9 protein-coding genes and 1 pseudogene are annotated in these 17,082 nt (G+C 58.7%); 6 read left to right on the plus strand and 4 right to left on the minus strand.

Annotated features, from left to right (window positions below):
• Positions 1 to 71: 71 nt before the first annotated feature.
• A complete protein-coding gene (locus CKW17_RS20930) occupies positions 72 to 1,376 on the plus strand; it encodes a hypothetical protein (RefSeq protein WP_095121345.1) in 1,305 nt (434 codons plus the stop codon).
• Between the two features lie 180 nt (positions 1,377 to 1,556).
• Positions 1,557 to 2,945 carry a hypothetical protein gene (locus CKW17_RS20935; RefSeq protein WP_095121346.1) on the plus strand — a complete coding sequence of 463 codons (1,389 nt, stop codon included), beginning with the start codon at positions 1,557 to 1,559 and terminating at the stop codon, positions 2,943 to 2,945.
• 86 nt (positions 2,946 to 3,031) lie between these two features.
• On the opposite strand, the gene CKW17_RS20940 is transcribed toward CKW17_RS20935, so the two are convergent.
• The 4 genes from CKW17_RS20940 to CKW17_RS30085 form a co-directional block, all read right to left on the minus strand.
• Positions 3,032 to 3,781, minus strand: a complete 750-nt coding sequence (locus tag CKW17_RS20940; RefSeq protein WP_095121347.1) for an enoyl-CoA hydratase-related protein — start codon at positions 3,779 to 3,781, stop codon at positions 3,032 to 3,034.
• A gap of 29 nt (positions 3,782 to 3,810) precedes the next feature.
• A complete protein-coding gene (locus CKW17_RS20945; protein ID WP_095121349.1) occupies positions 3,811 to 4,746 on the minus strand; it encodes an iron-sulfur-binding ferredoxin reductase in 936 nt (311 codons plus the stop codon).
• Complete coding sequence (locus CKW17_RS20950) at positions 4,739 to 5,845, minus strand: diguanylate cyclase (protein WP_095121350.1); 1,107 nt, start codon at positions 5,843 to 5,845, stop codon at positions 4,739 to 4,741. Before CKW17_RS20950 ends, CKW17_RS20945 begins: the two co-directional genes overlap by 8 nt.
• 245 nt (positions 5,846 to 6,090) lie before the next feature.
• Positions 6,091 to 6,327, minus strand: coding sequence for a hypothetical protein (locus CKW17_RS30085; protein WP_141234583.1), 237 nt, complete (start codon positions 6,325 to 6,327; stop codon positions 6,091 to 6,093).
• A 386-nt stretch (positions 6,328 to 6,713) separates the two neighbouring features.
• On the opposite strand from CKW17_RS30085, the gene CKW17_RS20960 reads away from it, so the two are divergent.
• From CKW17_RS20960 to CKW17_RS20975, 4 genes and pseudogenes are all read left to right on the plus strand, one after another.
• Entirely contained in the window at positions 6,714 to 8,237 is a 1,524-nt protein-coding gene (locus tag CKW17_RS20960; RefSeq protein ID WP_007916251.1) for a fumarate hydratase, read from the plus strand.
• Positions 8,238 to 8,453: 216 nt separating this feature from the next.
• Positions 8,454 to 12,950, plus strand: a complete 4,497-nt coding sequence (locus CKW17_RS20965; protein WP_095121353.1) for a SpvB/TcaC N-terminal domain-containing protein — start codon at positions 8,454 to 8,456, stop codon at positions 12,948 to 12,950.
• Positions 12,947 to 15,670 (plus strand): RHS repeat-associated core domain-containing protein, encoded by a 2,724-nt coding sequence (locus CKW17_RS20970; protein ID WP_095121355.1) that lies wholly within the window; start codon positions 12,947 to 12,949, stop codon positions 15,668 to 15,670. The genes CKW17_RS20965 and CKW17_RS20970 overlap by 4 nt, the downstream gene beginning before the upstream one ends.
• A 76-nt stretch (positions 15,671 to 15,746) precedes the next feature.
• Positions 15,747 to 17,082 (plus strand): annotated as a pseudogene (locus CKW17_RS20975) (RHS repeat protein); the annotation flags it as partial.

Here is a 17,082-nt window from a genome sequence, read left to right on the forward strand (position 1 = left end):
GACCTGACAGTAGACCGCGAACCTTGTTCGGCAGCTAATCGAGTCGCAACCATCCACTCAAGGAGAGCGGCATGAATGACTCGAAACGGTTAGCGCAGGACGACGTTGCACTTGATAAGGATTTCGCAGACGCCGGGATTTTTTTACTTGACCTCCCCCACTTGGGACGTCAATCGATCCTGAATGGCATCCAGGCGCAATATTCCTCTACAGCCGAACGTCTTTATTTCACAGGAGAGGTGCGCGCGAGCGCTGCCGATTCAATGTACCTGTCAGGTTGCTTGAAACCTGATGGCACGCTTGATCCTGACTTTGGAGAGAATGGCGTCACCAGCGGCAATTTTTTAGTACGAACGCAATCCGCCGGTACTTCGATCACTGTGCTCCCTGACGGAAAAATCCTGCTTGTCGGGCGGGTGCTTGGCCAGTCAGTTCCAGCATTGGCCAGATTCACCTCGAATGGCACGCGCGACCTTGAATTCGGTGGCGACGATGGTTACGTGATTCTCAGAATGCCGGACGCCGCCGAAGACTCAGTCCAGCGTGCCGCATCTGACATGAATGAAAGCCAGGACTCATCGACCAGCGTCGTACCACTGGACGATGGGAAAATTCTGGTGGTTCGCACCTATGTCGTCACTCACCAGGCAGATACCCGTGCTTATCTGTTTCTGCTCAACAGCAACGGCTCGCTCGACACCTCGTTCAATCACAAAGGTTATGTCCAGGTCATTTATCCCGGAGCCGATCAGACCCACGTAAAACTGCGCAGTGGATTTGTTGATAAGGACGGGACGATCGTTGTGGCCGGCAGTCTCCGGCCAACCGCCCTGTCAGGAGTGCCATTGATGGCGCGTTACACACGCGACGGACAACCTGATCCTCGCTTCGGCTCAGGTGGATTCTTCACCACGGCACAGGATTTGTCCGAATTCGGTCAACTCAACTCGGTCATTGGCCAGCCGAACAATCGACTACTGGGGATCGGTGCAACCAATGATGGACAAGGTCTTTTGATCAGCCTCGAACCGGATGGAAAGTACAACATTCAGTTCAATGGTGCGAAACCGTTGCTCACCCAACTGGGCCAACACATCACCTACTGGACAGCAGGTGCGATGCAACCCGATGGAAAAATCGTGTTATGCGGCGCCATCAAACCTGCGGACCAGTCATCGCCAGGCGCAGTGGCGCGCTTACTGAGCGACGGCAAACTGGACGAGACATTCCACGGGCGTGGTTGGGCAAGCACTCAGGTAAACGACATGACCACTTTCAATGCACTGACGCTGCAGAGTGACGGAAAAATCGTCGTCGCTGGGTTTCGGCAGGCCGACGGTAACGCTCAGGGCGTGATCCTGCGCTATTTGAGCTGAACAGGTGTTTGCCTGGGCGCCGCCAACGCTTCGGTGGCAATGCTCCAGACCGCAGCTTGTTCTGCGGTGAGGTCTGATTGACGGCAGTTGAACAATCATTCTTGAACAAGTCCCTGCGACACACTTAACCAGAAAATATTCTCTTGACTCAAAGCGTTCATATCATCTGGAGTGAAAGACATGACAATAAAAGAACCGTTTCGCAATATCGCAGCCGGGCAACTGGACCCTTCATTTGGCGTTGAAGGTTTTGCTGAATTGAAGTCCCCAGACCCTAGCTATGACGATTATCGTACCCACGTCGTCAATGTCGGACCCGATAACAAAATTTACGTGGCGGGTCAGTCATCTTCAGGTCTTAACAATCATATTCTGACGTTGGCACGCCTTAATGAAGACGGGCTTATCGACAGTAGCTTTGCTGACAACGGCTACTACCACAATTACTTCTACAGGTCGGACAAATCTATTTTCTACACCGAACAAATCGCTTTTGCCCACGACAGAATTCTATTGATCGGAACGCTGTTTCACTGGCCAATCGACGGTTTAAGGAAAGACAGAGCCGTCGCATGCTTTCACCCGGACGGCTCGATCGATACAGACTTCGGTGAGCTAGGCAAGTTTATTTTTCATGCTTCCAATGATGATGAACACTCACTCGAGCATACCGCTTATAACGAAGACTGTTTGAAGCTCGAACGATCAACATACGCTGGACTACGACAATCCAGGGGACCAACCCTGAACCCACCCAAAACCTGCACAGTGTCCGACGAACACATTCTGATGCTTCATGACTCAGGATCATTCGACGCTATCCATAGTTTCATTATCCGCCTGACCCACCGTGGACAACTTGACAGGAGTTTCAATCAAACAGGATACGTTCGTGTCCAGCACAGCGAGCACCCCTTCCTTTACCTTTACAGCCTGACAATTGATAAATTCAAAAACTACATTAGTGCTGGCTACGTTCGGGCCAATTACAACGGGATTCCTCAGGCAGTTGTACTCACCAGACACTTTAATGACGGCAAGCTGGATACTTCTTATCAGAACGATGGTTTTTTGCTGATCAGCGCCGAAGCTCCAAATCAATTCTTCATTCTTGAAAAAACGATAACCCAGATCAACAATCGAATCCTTTGTATTGGCACGGTGGCTGATAAAAACGACCCCGATTTGATGGCTGGATTATTGATCAGTCGAGAAGCTGACGGCACCGCGAACATTCAATTCAATGGTGGCCAACCGGTAATTACCCGCATGAACGCGTCTAGTACATTCTTGTTCCATGCAGCTTTCCAGTCCGATGGAAGCTTTCTGGTCGGCGGCCTCGCAGACTTGAAGGACAACCCAAATATCCACTATGTCGTTACGCGCTTTTTCTACAACGGCATTCAAGACAAGGACTTCGGAAAAGAGGGTGGCTGGAAAGATTACTTGGAGGCAAAGAATCGTGTTCGCCACACTTGCGTCTTCACCAGCAAAGGGGTTTTGCTTTCAGCTGAAAATAAAGACAACGACATCATCAGTTCCGCCATTGCCCGTGGGCTTATACCTTAATGCTGAGTGAGTTGATCCTATATCCAGCAGGTTTGCGGTTTTTTCGAGGTACCTGCTGGATAAAGTCAGCCCTGATCAGCGCAAGCTCAATGCCGCTTGATAAATCCGCTCAACGCCGCCAATGCTTCCGGCGAGCGCAGCCGTTGGGTGAACAGTACGCCCTCCTCTTCGATCACCCTACGGATCAACTCACGATCCGGCGCCTTCATCAATTGCTTGCTGATACGCACCGCTTCGGCCGGCAATTCGTCGAAGCGCAGCGCCATTTCCCGTGCCTTGCTTAACACCGCATCGCCGCTACCCAACGCTTCGGTCGCAATTCCCCACTGCGCAGCCTGTTCACCGCTGAATCCTTCGCCGAGTAACAACAACTCTGCCGCTTTGGCCTGCCCAAGCAAACGCGGCAGGATCAGGCTGGAGCCGAACTCCGGGCATAAACCGAGATTGACGAACGGCATGCGCAAGCGCGCATCGCGGGCCACGTAAACCAGATCACAGTGCAGCAGCAATGTCGTGCCAATGCCCACCGCTGCACCGGCCACGGCAGCGATCACCGGTTTGCGGCACTCCAGCAAATTGAGCATGAAGTGGAACACCGGGCTGTCGAGGTCGCTCGGCGGTTGCTCAATGAAGTCAGCGATGTCGTTGCCGGCCGTGAAGCATTCAGCGCTGCCGGTGATCAGCACGGCGTTGATTTCAGAGTTTTTGTCAGCCTGTTTCAACGCCTCGGCGAGACGGCTGTACATGGCGCGGGTCAGGGCGTTTTTCTTCTCCGGGCGGTTGAGGCGCAGGGTCAGTAAACCGCGTTCGCGCTCCAGCAGAATGGCTTCGGTCATGGTCGGTCTCGCGTCGGAAAGATCAGCGCTCAACCACGGCTCAAAAACACATCGGCCAGCAGTTGATTGCGCGGCAATCCGGCCAGATACAGGCGCCTTGCAAAGGCGTCGACACTGGCCGTCGAGCCGCAGACTAAGGCCAGGGTTTGCCGGGAAACAAGGCGCAGTTGCGCCAAAGCGGCGGCTGACTCGGCCGCCGTCCATAGCTCGACGCTGAGGTTTTCGCGTTGCGCGGCCAGTGCCGCCAAAGGTTTGGCCAGGTAGTGCGCGTCAGCGTCATGGGCCACGTGAATGACACGAATGGCGCCCTGATGATCCTGACGCAAGGCTTCGCGCAGCACACCGAACAACGGCCCCAGACCGGTGCCGGCGGCGAGCAGCCACAGCGGTCGGTTGTGCCAGTCAGGGTCGTAATGCAAGGCGCCGCCACGCAGTTCGCCGAGGCGGATCGCGTCGCCGATCTGCAGGCGCCGCGCGGCATCGCTGAATTCGCCGGGCTGGCGGCAATCGAGGTGGAATTCGAGAAAGCGGTCTTCTTCCGGCAGGCTTGCCAGCGAATATGGCCGGGCGATGTGATTGATCCACAACACCAGATGTTGCCCGGCGCTGTAGCGCAACGGCCGCTGCGGGGTCAGGCGCAAACGCAACACGCCGTCGCTCAGCCAGTCGAGCGCCTCGACCACGGCCGGGCGACCGTCGGTCAGCGGATCGAAGGTGTGCACCTGCAAGTCTTCGGTTACCTGACACTGACAGGCCAGTCGCCAGCCCTGTTGCCGCTGTTCAGCGCTCAACGCATCCGGACGGTTATCCGCCGGCAGACCTTGCACGCATTGCACCAGACACGCATGACAGCTGCCGGCGCGGCAGCTGTAGGGCACGGCGACACCACGCTGATTGAGGGCATCGAGCAGGTTGCTGCCCGCCGCCACTGACCATTGCTGTTCACCGACGCGAAGTTCAGGCATCGACGTTCTCCCACGCCGCGGCACATCGATTGCGTCCGTCACGCTTGGCTCGGTACAGCGCCTGATCGGCACGCTGCAAGGCGTCGTCAAGGTCATCACCCAGTTCCAGCAGGGTCATGCCCGCCGACAGACTGAGGTTGCGCACGCTCAGCCCCACCAGTTCGACATCGGTGAAGGCGATGCGCAGACGCTCGCAGCAAGCGGTCAAGCGTTCGGCATTGCAATCGGGCAGCAGCACCACGAATTCCTCGCCACCATAACGCGCCAATACATCGCCGTCGCGCAGACACGCCTGCGCAACGCCGGCGAACGCCTGCAACACCTGATCGCCGGCGGCGTGGCCGTGCAGGTCATTGATGCGTTTGAAGTGGTCGAGATCGATCAACGCCAGGCCGTGCACCACGTCGTTGTCCATGGCATTCAGTTCACGCGAGGCGAGGCGCAGAAAGTGCCGGCGATTGAACAACCCGGTCAATTCGTCGGTGGCGACCAGGTCTTCGAGCTGACGCATCATCCCGCGCAGGGTGTCCTGATGCGCCTGCAAGGCAAACCGGCGCTGGCGCTGGCGTTGCCGCGAGACTTGAACGAAGCGTGCGTAAAGCACCAGCCACGCCAGCACCATCGCCAGAATGCACACCTGCAAGGCGGCGAGCGCAGGGTCGGCCAAGAGGAAGTGATAACCGTCCCACAGCGTGATCGCGCAGAAACTGAAGAACACCAGCAGGGTACAGCGGATGAAGGCCCGCCGACTGAGATGGAACAGGCCGAACAGCAGAATCAGTACGTAGAACACCAGAAAGGCGCCACGGGCTTCATCCAGATGCGCGATCAGCCAGGTCTGCCAGCCCAGTCCGAGCAGCACTTGCACTTCGGTCAGGCTGGGGTCGGCAAAGCGTTGGTTGCGCCCGCTCCAGAACATTGCGAACAGCGTCGCCTGACTGATTACCACCAGCGCGCTGCCGATGGCCACGGAACTCAGGGACTGGCCGTAATGACCGGCGAAAAACGCCAGCCACAGCAGCAGCAAAGCCAATCCGTAGGTGGCCGCAGCAAGGGCGAAACGTTTAAGCAAAAGACGTTGAATGGCGTTATGGGTCAATCGTTGACTCACCGTGCGATAAGAGGCTGACCGAGTGTCCTACTCTACAGACCGGCTGCCACTTTAGTGGCGTAGTCGATAAATGACCACCGATTTTCGGGCTCGAAATTTGACGTCAAAAGTGTGGCCTGCGTGTACCGTCAAAAGCCCCTCACCCTAGCCCTCTCCCAGAGGGAGAGGGGACTGACCGAGTCGATTGCTGGAGATACGCCGACCTGAAATACCACGCCGCACTCAGGTCTGAACTACATCAGGATCAACACCTTTCCCCAGCCGAACCCAGGTTTGAACAGCATGGAGATCAGCTCCCTTTCCTGAGTCGAACCGAGGTTTCGAAGACTGCGCAGATCAGCTCCCTTTCCCAAGCCGAACCTAGGTTTGAGCAGCATGAAGATCAGCTCCCTTTCCTGAGTCGAACCGAGGTTTCGAAGACTGCGCAGATCAGCTCCCTTTCCCAAGCCGAACCCAGGTTTGAGCAGCATGAAGATCAGCTCCCTTTCCTGAGTCGAACCGAGGTTTCGAAGACTGCGCAGATCGGCTCCCTTTCCCCCTCGCCCCCTCTGGGGGAGAGGGCTGGGGTGAGGGGGTAGCTCTTGAAGTGCAAACCCGCTGTCCGATATTCGCCCATCCATGCGACCAACGAATGACTGCCGGCGCGTGTACGCCCCACCGAGGCGCGGTATACTGCCGCGCCTTTTTAGCGTCGCGCCAGCAGCCCCGGCGTGCCCGGCCCAAAGGGCCAGCTTCAAGTTGCAAGCTCCAAGCCGCAAGCTCGAACAGTCCGCGTACTGCTCCAACTTGCCGCTCGAAGCTAGAAGCTCAAAGCTGCCCTATTAAAATGTTCCCGTCTTTTAGAGGAGCGCGACTCATGACCGTGATCAAGCAAGACGACCTGATTCAGAGCGTTGCCGACGCCCTGCAGTTCATTTCCTATTACCACCCCGTGGATTTCATCCAGGCGATGCACGAAGCCTACCTGCGCGAAGAATCGCCAGCGGCCCGTGACTCGATGGCGCAGATCCTGATCAACTCGCGCATGTGCGCCACCGGCCACCGCCCGATCTGCCAGGACACCGGTATCGTTACCGTGTTCGTGCGCGTCGGCATGGACGTGCGTTGGGATGGCGCCACCATGGGCCTGGACGACATGATCAACGAAGGCGTGCGTCGCGCCTACAACCTGCCGGAAAACGTCCTGCGTGCCTCGATCCTCGCCGACCCGGCGGGTGCTCGGAAAAACACCAAGGACAACACCCCTGCCGTGATTCACTACTCCATCGTCCCGGGCAACACCGTGGAAGTGGACGTGGCGGCCAAGGGCGGCGGTTCCGAGAACAAGTCGAAAATGGCCATGCTCAACCCGTCCGACTCGATCGTTGACTGGGTGCTGAAGACCGTTCCGACCATGGGCGCCGGCTGGTGCCCACCGGGCATGCTCGGCATCGGCATCGGCGGCACCGCCGAGAAAGCCGCAGTCATGGCCAAAGAAGTGTTGATGGAATCCATCGACATTCACGAGCTGAAAGCCCGTGGCCCGCAGAACCGCATCGAAGAAATGCGTCTGGAGCTGTTCGAGAAGGTCAACCAGTTGGGCATCGGCGCCCAGGGCCTCGGTGGCCTGACCACCGTGCTCGACGTAAAAATCATGGACTACCCGACTCACGCAGCCTCGCTGCCGGTGTGCATGATCCCGAACTGCGCCGCCACCCGTCACGCGCACTTTGTGCTCGACGGTTCCGGCCCGGCTTCGCTGGAAGCACCACCGCTGGACGCCTACCCGGAAATCGTCTGGGAAGCCGGCCCGTCGGCCCGTCGCGTCAACCTCGACACCCTGACCCCGGAAGACGTGCAGAGCTGGAAGCCGGGCGAAACCGTCCTGCTCAACGGCAAAATGCTCACCGGTCGCGACGCGGCGCACAAGCGCATGGTCGAGATGCTCAACAAGGGTGAAACCCTGCCGGTCGACCTCAAGGGTCGCTTCATCTACTACGTCGGCCCGGTTGATCCGGTCGGTGACGAAGTGGTTGGCCCGGCTGGCCCGACCACCGCGACGCGGATGGACAAGTTCACCCGTCAGATCCTCGAGCAGACCGGCCTGTTGGGCATGATCGGCAAATCCGAGCGTGGCCCGACCGCGATCGAAGCGATCAAGGACAACAAAGCCGTGTACTTGATGGCTGTCGGCGGCGCTGCCTACCTGGTTGCTCAGGCAATCAAGAAGTCGAAAGTGCTGGCATTTGCCGAACTGGGCATGGAAGCGATCTACGAGTTCGAAGTCAAAGACATGCCGGTCACCGTTGCGGTGGACAGCAAAGGTGAGTCGGTGCACATCACCGGCCCGGCGATCTGGCAACAGAAGATCAGCGAAAGCCTGGCGGTAGAAGTGCAGTAAACGCCTGAAGCCGTAAAAACAAGGCCGACCCGTCATGTGACGGATCGGCCTTTTTTGTGCCTGCGATTGCATTGGAGATAACTGCTTCGGCGATAAAAAGCCGGGACAACCACACAAATCGGTCTTGTGCACCTGTCAGGTTTGACAGGTTACGCCCGTGGCAATTGTTGATAGCGTCATTTCACTTACGCCACCGCAAGTGCACCGGACGCAATCATGGCCGAACAAGACCTGAGCATCGTTACGCCCTCCATCGCCAAGAGTTCATCGATTGCCACCATCGGTAAAAGCTGGGGCGCCGTGGGGCCGACCGGTGCAGCGTCCTTCGAGCTGCCCATCCCTCTCTCGAGCGGATGGGGTCTGGCGCCGCAATTGTCGCTGACGTACAGCAGCCAGAGCGGTAACGGGTCCTTCGGTATCGGCTGGGGCATGGGGCTCAGCCAGATCAGCCGGCGCACCACCAAGGGTGTGCCGCGTTATACCGAACACGATGAGATCATCGGTCACGATGGTGAGGTGTGGATGCCGGAGCTGGAAGCTGACGGCACGATCAAGTCGCGCTTTGAATCGACCTATGGCGGCAAGGGCATCGGCCCGCACCGCGTGGTCCGTTATTGGCCGCACGTTGAAAGCGACTTTGCCCTGCGCGAGCAATGGCAACTGCAGACCCGTACCACGGAAAACGCCGCGTCGACGTTTTGGCTGATACATGGCGCTGATGGCTCGCTGCACGTCTACGGCAAAACCGCCGCCTCACGCCGTGCCGATCCGGATGACCCGCAAAATATTGCGGCGTGGCTGCTCTGCGAAAGTATGAACGCCCACGGCGAGCATATCTGCTTCGTTTACAAAGCCGATGATCAGGATCCCGACCCGACCCACGACTACCGCGCGCAGCGTTATCTGGAGCGGGTGTGTTACGGCAACTTCACGGCAAGCGAGCGGTTGTTCGCCTGGACCGTGCCAGACCCGACCGAGCTGGATTGGCAGTTTCAGCTGATTTTCGACTACGGCGAGCGCACGGCGTCGCTGAGCGAAATCCCGCTGTATGACGGCGACACACTCGGTCCTTGGCGGGTACGCCCGGACCCCTTTTCGACGTACGGTCAAGGCTTTGAAATCGGCACGCGCCGGCTCTGTCGGCAAGTGCTGATGTTTCATCAAAATCCCGCCGACCTGCGGGAAAAACCGCTGCTGGCGCAACGTCTGCTGCTGGAATACCGCACTGCGCAAAACATCACGCAATGGGACTACAGCCAGATCAGCGCCGCGCACTATCAAAGCTTCGATGCCAGCGGCCAGGTCGAACACTCGCCACCGGTGGAGTTCGACTATTCCACTTTCCAGATCAATAAAAACCCTCAGCGCTTGCTTGAGGCAGATAACCAGCCGGGCGTCGAAGATGGCGGGTTCTATCAATGCGTCGACCTGTACGGCGAGGGTCTGCCGGGGTTTCTCTGCCGTTATGACCAGGCGTGGTACTACCGCGAACCGCTGCGAGCAGCGGCGGGAGGTGATGAGATCGGCTACGGCCCATGGACAGCGCTGAACCGGACGCCAGTGGCCGACCGTAATCGTGCAGTCCAGCACATGCTTACCGACCTGACCGGTGACGGGCGGCTCGACTGGATCACCGCCCAGCCAGGCAGCAGCGGTTTCCGTACATTGAATGCGCAGCGAGACTTCGCCGATTTCGTCCCGTTCACTGCGTTCCCGCTGGAGTTTTTCAACACGTTGGTGCAACTGGGCGATTTGAGCGGTGATGGTCTGAGCTCGATTGCGCTGATCGGTCCCAACTCGGTGCGCCTGTACGCCAACCGCCGCGAAGCAGGCTTCGCCGCCGCCGAGGATGTACCGCATGGGCCGGCCGATGACCGCTTGCCAATCTTCAGCAACGCACCGACCGAACTGGTGCTGCTCGGCAACTTGCTGGGCAGCGACATGCCGGAGCTGTGCCGTATCCGCCATGACGAAATCCGCTGCTGGCCCAACCTTGGCCACGGCAGGTTTGGCGAAGGTCGCAAGATCAGTGACCTGCCGTTCACGTACGAGCAGTTCGATTCTTCGCGGATCCGTGTGGCCGACCTTGATGGATCCGGCGCACCGGCACTGATCTATCTGAAATCCGATGTCTTCGAAATCTATCTGAACCGCGGTGGCAATGGCCTTGAGCAGATACCGGTGAGCGTGCCCTGGCCCGAAGGCGTGCGCTATGACCGCTTGTGTCAGGTGAGCTTCGCTGACCTGCAGGGCTTGGGTTGTGCCAGCCTGATTCTGACCGTGCCGCACATCAAGCCGCAGCACTGGCGCTATGATTTCGTCGCGGTCAAACCGTACCTGTTGACCGCCAGCAACAACAACATGGGCTGCAACGCCAGTGTGGTCTACCGCAGTTCCGCTCAAGAGTGGCTGGATGAAAAACAGCAAATCCTCAAGCGTAAAGAGCTGCCGGTTTCGCACTTGCCATTCGCAGTGCCGGTGGTGGTCCAGCAGCAGCAACTGGATGAGATCACGGGTAACTGTCTGACGCAGCTATTGACCTGGCGCGAAGGCGTTTACGACGGTGAAGAACGCGAGTTTCGTGGCTTCGGCCTGCTGCAGCAAACCGACAGCGAAAGCGCCGACGACGGCGACGAAGGCTTCACCCAGCCGGTGCGGGTCTGCACCTGGTTTCATACCGGGCAATCGATGGATCGCCGCCGTGAGCGTTATTTCAATGAAGACAAGGGCGCCATCGGCCTGGGCAGCACCCTGTTCAGCCTTACCCCGCCCAACGGGGAGTTCGATCAGTCGATCGCCCCGCACGACGCCGATACCGAATACCAGATTGCCCGGGCGTTGGTCGGGTCAGTCGCCCGTATCGAAACCTATGCTGACGCAGACAGCGACGCACCGGGCATCGCCACGCCTCTGGTGGTAGAAGAGCTGCGTTATCGGGTGCGCGAGTTGCGCGCTCAGGGGCAGTACGCCGCCGCTGTTTTGCTGCCACTGCTGCTGGAAAAAATCAGCTACCAGTACGACCGGTTTATCGACGATCCGCTGTGCCGTCATGAGATCAGCCTGCGCCAGAACGAATACGGTTCGCCGACTCAGGCGCTGACCGTGAGCTATGCGCGCCGACTGACTGAAGAGAGCCCACCGCCCTTTACCGATCCAGATGAACAACAGTGGTGGCGCGATGCCCATGACGAGGCACAGCAGTCGTTTTACCTGAACGAAACCCGTGCGCAATACATTGACCTGACTGATCCTCAGCAGTGGCGGCTGGGCCTGCCGTATCTGCAACGTGGTAATGCGCTGGTTTTGCCCAAAGGCACACTGCCAAGCGGCCTCAGCCCGGCACAGGTGTCGTTCGAGCAACTGGCGCGCCATGAGGATTCGCCGCACTGGAACACCGAGCGGGTACTGACGACCCAGTCCATACAGCGCTACGTGAAATTCGACGGCACAGCGCTGGCTGACGGTGAGGCCGAATTCGAGGCCCTGGCCGGGCCGCTGGAATTGGCGCAACTGGACAAGACTGCCCTGGACGCTTATAGCATCCTGCCGCCGCCGTTCAACATCCATGCGGAATTGAGCAAAATCGGTTATACGGCGATGCCGTTTCTATTTGAACCGGCCGCCCCCGCCGGGGCTGACCCGGCGCTGTATTCGGCGCACTTCGGCTTTGCCGAATACGCCGGCCCGGATCGCTTCTACGATGTCCTGAGCTACCGTGAAACCCCTAGTCACGGCCACACCAGGGCTGAATACGACGACTATGGCCTGGCGATCATCCGCGTCGAATTGCCAGATGGCTGCACCACCCACATCACTTACGACTATCACGCCCTGCAACCACTGAGCATCACCGACCCCAACGAGAATATTGAAGAGGTCATCTACGCGCCTTCCCGGCAACCACTGGCCACCAGTTTTCACGGTACTGAAAATGGCATTGCCGCAGGATTCAGGCCGCTGAGTGAATACAGGCGACCCGAAGATCTTCGCCCGGATCCGGCCATTGCCAATCCGGAGGCTGCTGTGCAAAAGGCCGCCAGCACCGTGCGCAAAGATTTGTTCAGCTGGATGGGCAGCGTTGCTGTCACCGCGCAATGGGTGGATCAAGGCTATCTGCTGCCCAGCGGCCATATTCGCGCCAGTGCCCGTCAGCGGCTGGCACGAAGCACCCATCTGACCAGCAACGAAAAGACCTTGCTCGAGGCGATTACCACAGCCCACCGCGAGCCGGTACACAGCGTGATGCTCAGTGCCGACCGCTACCCCGATGAAGAGATCGCGGCGCAGATCCAGATCGTCAAGGCCTGTGTCGACGGCTTTGGCCGGGCACTGCAAACCCAGCAACGGGTTGACCCGGGCATGGCGTACAAGGTTGAAGATGGCTCACTCGTTGTCGAAGATGGCCAGTACGTCGAGGTTCTGGCGAACCCGCGCTGGCGCATCAGCGAACGAGTCGAGTACAACAACAAGGGATTGCCGGTTCGTCAGTTCCGGGCTTTTTTCGCGGATACCCATCGGTACGTCAACGATCAATCCCTGCGCAACCTTGGCCACTTCGATCGGGTGTACTACAACGCCTTGGGCCAGCAGATCAAACTGGTCAACGCCAGAGGCGACATCTCCCGCGAGGCTCACCATCCCTGGTATCGCACCAGAGAAGATTTCAACGACACCGCGCAACCGCCAACCCGTTCGGAATCGCCACGGTCATGACCCGCTCACTGGATTGGCGCACGCCTGCGCTTTCGGTGAACGATGGCCGCGGTCTGCCTACTCGTCAGGTGGTTTATTTGCGCACTGTGGCGCAGGACACACCCACGCCATTGGTCAACCGTCAGCAGCACAACGCGAGCGGGCAGTTGGCGGCACAGTGGGATCCACGCCTGCCGGTGCCGTGCCTGACCACGGTGTACCGTCTGGACGGCGAGCCGTTGAAAACGGACAGCGTTGACGCCGGCTGGCGCCTGATCCTGCCGGGCCTGGCCGGCGAACCGGTGCAGCGCTGGGACGAGCGCGACAGTCATTGGCGCACGACTTTCGATAAGCAGTTGCGCGTAGTCGCCGTCGAAGAAAACGGCGTGGCCGATGTCGATGTGTTTACCTACGCCGATGCCAGCGCCGATCCCCGGTTCAATCGACGCGGACAATTGCTGGAGCAACACGACAACTCGGGTACCCTGCGCACCGACAGCTTCGCCCTCACCGGCCAGCCGCTGGCCGAAATCCGTACCTTTGACGATGGCCAAGGCTTCACCAGCCGTCGTGTGTTCAGCCCGATGGGCGCCGTGCTGGAGCAGACCGATGCCGGCGGCCATCGTCAGAAATCGTGTTATGGCCTGGCCGGGCACCTTCGGCAGGTACAACTGTTGATCAAGGACCAGAGCCAATGGCGGCCCGTGTTGCTTGATGCGCAGTACAACGCCGCCGACCAGATCATCGAGCAGCAGACCGGTAATCTTGTCCTCAGTCGCTGGACCTACGACCCGGCCGATGGTCGTCTGCACACTCAGTCCAGTCGCAAAGACACCGGCGCAGTGCTGCAAGACCTCGAATACTTCTACGACCCCGTCGGCAACATTACCCGCATCGAAGACCACGCCTTCCAGCCGGTCTATTTCGCCAACCAGCTGGTCGACGGTCACCGTGATTTCAGCTACGACTCGCTGTACCGACTGGTCAGCGCCAGCGGTTACGACGACGGCCCGCTCTCGGACATTCCCGACCTGCCGAAACCCACCGACCCTAACAACCGCCTCAACTACATCCAGACCTACACGTACGACACCGGCGGCAATCTGGAGAAACTGGTGCATGTACGGGCCGGCGCCAACCGCACCGTGCAGATGCGCATTGATTCAGTCAGCAATCGCGGCGTGCGCTGGAAACCGGATGATCCGGAGCCTGACTTCGACACACTGTTCGACCGCCACGGCAACCAGCAGAACCTGCAACCGGGACAGGCCATGCAATGGAATGCACGGGGTGAGCTGCAACGCGTGACGCTGATTGCCCGAGACGGCACTGATGACGACGCCGAACACTACCGTTACAGCCAGGGCGTGCGGGTGTTCAAACGCCATGAAACGTACACCGACAGCGCTGTGCATTTTCATCAGGTGCGCTACCTGCCGGGCCTGGAAATCCGCACCAAGGACAACTGCGAAGAACTGCACGTCATCAGTGTGGGCAGTGCCCGCTGCCTGCACTGGGCAAAGAGCCCGCCCCGGGACATCGACATTGATCAACTGCACTACAGGCTCGACGACCATCTGGGGTCCTGCGTGATGGAACTGGATCAAAACGCGCAAGTGGTTAGCCAGGAAGGCTACTACCCGTTCGGTGCCACCGCGTGGATGGCCGTCGGAATGGCAATTGAAGTCAGCTACAAATTCATTCGTTATTCCGGCAAGGAGATGGACGTCAGCGGTTTGTATTACTACGGCGCACGTTATTACGCACCGTGGTTGCAGCGTTGGGTCAGTGCCGATCCGGCGGGGGATGTGGATGGACTGAATCTGTATGGGTTTGTGGGAAACAATCCACTGCGCTACTTCGATGATGGCGGTACGACGAAGACCCCCTCGGAGCAAAAACGAATCATCGATCAAGAAAGGAAATTTCTTTCAGTTATCCCAGGCAGCATGAGAGATGTGCAGAAGGCGTTGGGTGATTTGACCTCTCCTGCAAGCTTTCGACCGAAGATACTGAGCAACTTCCTCTATCTCAGCGGCCGGGCAATCGTTGCATTCGCTGCCGGATACAACACGACAGGTACGCTCCCGGCCAGCATCCCGGGAGAGTTGCAAGGGTTGAGCCTGGGTAATGCCAGCGCAGATAAAGCCAGTTCTATCTACGCCATGGTTGCATCGTCTCTCAATCAAACCATTTTGCCGCGACAGTCGGATCTTGATGTGCAATCACTGCGCGCTAAAAGCGCTGGCACCTCTGCCAGCCCTCTGGACAGCTACACCGTCAGTCCAGCGACATGGCAGGAAAGGTCGGAGAACATAAGGGCTTTGTTCAGCTTCGGCCGTGACGGGGTTGGCGGTGCCCTGCTTCCCGCTGTATCTGAACTGGGCGAGTTGTTTAAGGTGTCGAAAGACGCCACCAAAGCTGAGCAGCTATTGACCCGCTTTGAAATGGACGCTTATGACTCGATGCTCGACAGTTTGCGCGACGCCATCATCCTTTCATCGAAAGCCGCCCACGCTGCACTTGACGCGCTGGGCGTCGAGCAGGTGTATGCAAACACTGCTGATTTCTTGATGGATCTCGCACAAGGGCGCGTGGCAGACACCGACTCTAGAATGGTCAGTCATTCGACAATAAAAACCGATACACAAAGTGCATTGAGCAGCGTCGAATACGCCAGGTCCATACTCGTCCGATACCGTACTTATGTTGCGGACCAAACATTGAAACGAGCGGCATAACGACATGAACGCGCGATCAGCCTTGGTGCATGCTTCTACTCCACAAATCAGTGCATGGGATTCGCGCACATTAGTCGTGAAGAGACTGGATTATCTGCGCAGTGTGGCCAGTGACACGCCTTGTGCCCTTGCGAACCGCCTGCATCACAATGCAGCGGGCCACTTGATCGCGCAGTGGGATCCACGCCTGCCGGTGCCGTGCCTGACCACGGTGTACCGCCTGGACGGCGAGCCGTTGAAAACGGACAGCGTTGACGCCGGCTGGCGCCTGACCCTGCCGGGCCTGGCCGGCGAACCGGTGCAACGCTGGGACGAGCGCGACAGTCATTGGCGCACGACTTTCGATAAGCAGTTGCGCGTAGTCGCCGTCGAAGAAAACGGCGTGGCCGATGTCGATGTGTTTACCTACGCCGATGCCAGCGCCGATCCTCGGTTCAATCGACGCGGACAATTGCTGGAACAACACGACAACTCGGGCACCCTGCGCACCGACAGCTTCGCCCTCACCGGCCAGCCGCTGGCCGAAATCCGTACCTTTGACGATGGCCAAGGCTTCACCAGCCGTCGTGTGTTCAGCCCGATGGGCGCCGTGCTGGAGCAGACCGATGCCGGCGGCCATCGTCAGAAATCGTGTTACGGCCTGGCCGGGCACCTTCGGCAGGTACAACTGTTGATCAAGGACCAGAGCCAATGGCGGCCCGTGTTGCTTGATGCGCAGTACAACGCCGCCGACCAGATCATCGAGCAGCAGGCCGGTAATCTTGTCGTCAGTCGCTGGACTTACGACCCGGCCGATGGTCGTCTGCACACTCAGTCCAGTCGCAAAGACACCGGCGCAGTGCTGCAAGACCTCGAATACTTCTACGACCCCGTCGGCAACATTACCCGCATCGAAGACCACGCCTTCCAGCCGGTCTATTTCGCCAACCAGCTGGTCGACGGTCACCGTGATTTCAGCTACGACTCGCTGTACCGACTGGTCAGCAGCAGAGGTTACGACGACGGCCCGCTCTCGGACATTCCCGACCTGCCGAAACCCACCGACCCCAACAACCGCCTCAACTACACCCAGACCTACACGTACGACACCGGCGGCAATCTGGAGAAACTGGTGCATGTACGGGCCGGCGCCAACCGCACCGTGCAGATGCGCATTGATTCAGTCAGCAATCGCGGCGTGCGCTGGAAACCGGATGATCCGGAGCCTGACTTCGACACACTGTTCGACCGCCACGGCAACCTGCAGAACCTGCAACCGGGACAGGCCATGCAATGGAATGCACGGGGTGAGCTGCAACGCGTGACGCTGATTGCCCGAGACGGCACTGATGACGACGCCGAACACTACCGTTACAGCCAGGGCGTGCGGGTGTTCAAACGCCATGAAACGTACACCGACAGCGCTGTGCACT

The sequence above is a fragment of the Pseudomonas sp. Irchel s3f10 genome (assembly GCF_900187515.1).
Lineage (GTDB): Bacteria > Pseudomonadota > Gammaproteobacteria > Pseudomonadales > Pseudomonadaceae > Aquipseudomonas > Aquipseudomonas tensinigenes.

Coding starts and splice junctions, on each gene's coding strand:
- CKW17_RS20960 (WP_007916251.1), top strand. CDS start 6,714: ATGACCGTGATCAAGCAAGACGACCTGATTCAGAGCGTTGCCGACGCC.
- CKW17_RS20930 (WP_095121345.1), top strand. CDS start 72: ATGAATGACTCGAAACGGTTAGCGCAGGACGACGTTGCACTTGATAAG.
- CKW17_RS20945 (WP_095121349.1), bottom strand. CDS start 4,746: ATGCCTGAACTTCGCGTCGGTGAACAGCAATGGTCAGTGGCGGCGGGC.
- CKW17_RS20970 (WP_095121355.1), top strand. CDS start 12,947: ATGACCCGCTCACTGGATTGGCGCACGCCTGCGCTTTCGGTGAACGAT.
- CKW17_RS30085 (WP_141234583.1), bottom strand. CDS start 6,327: ATGCTGCTCAAACCTGGGTTCGGCTTGGGAAAGGGAGCTGATCTGCGC.
- CKW17_RS20935 (WP_095121346.1), top strand. CDS start 1,557: ATGACAATAAAAGAACCGTTTCGCAATATCGCAGCCGGGCAACTGGAC.
- CKW17_RS20965 (WP_095121353.1), top strand. CDS start 8,454: ATGGCCGAACAAGACCTGAGCATCGTTACGCCCTCCATCGCCAAGAGT.
- CKW17_RS20940 (WP_095121347.1), bottom strand. CDS start 3,781: ATGACCGAAGCCATTCTGCTGGAGCGCGAACGCGGTTTACTGACCCTG.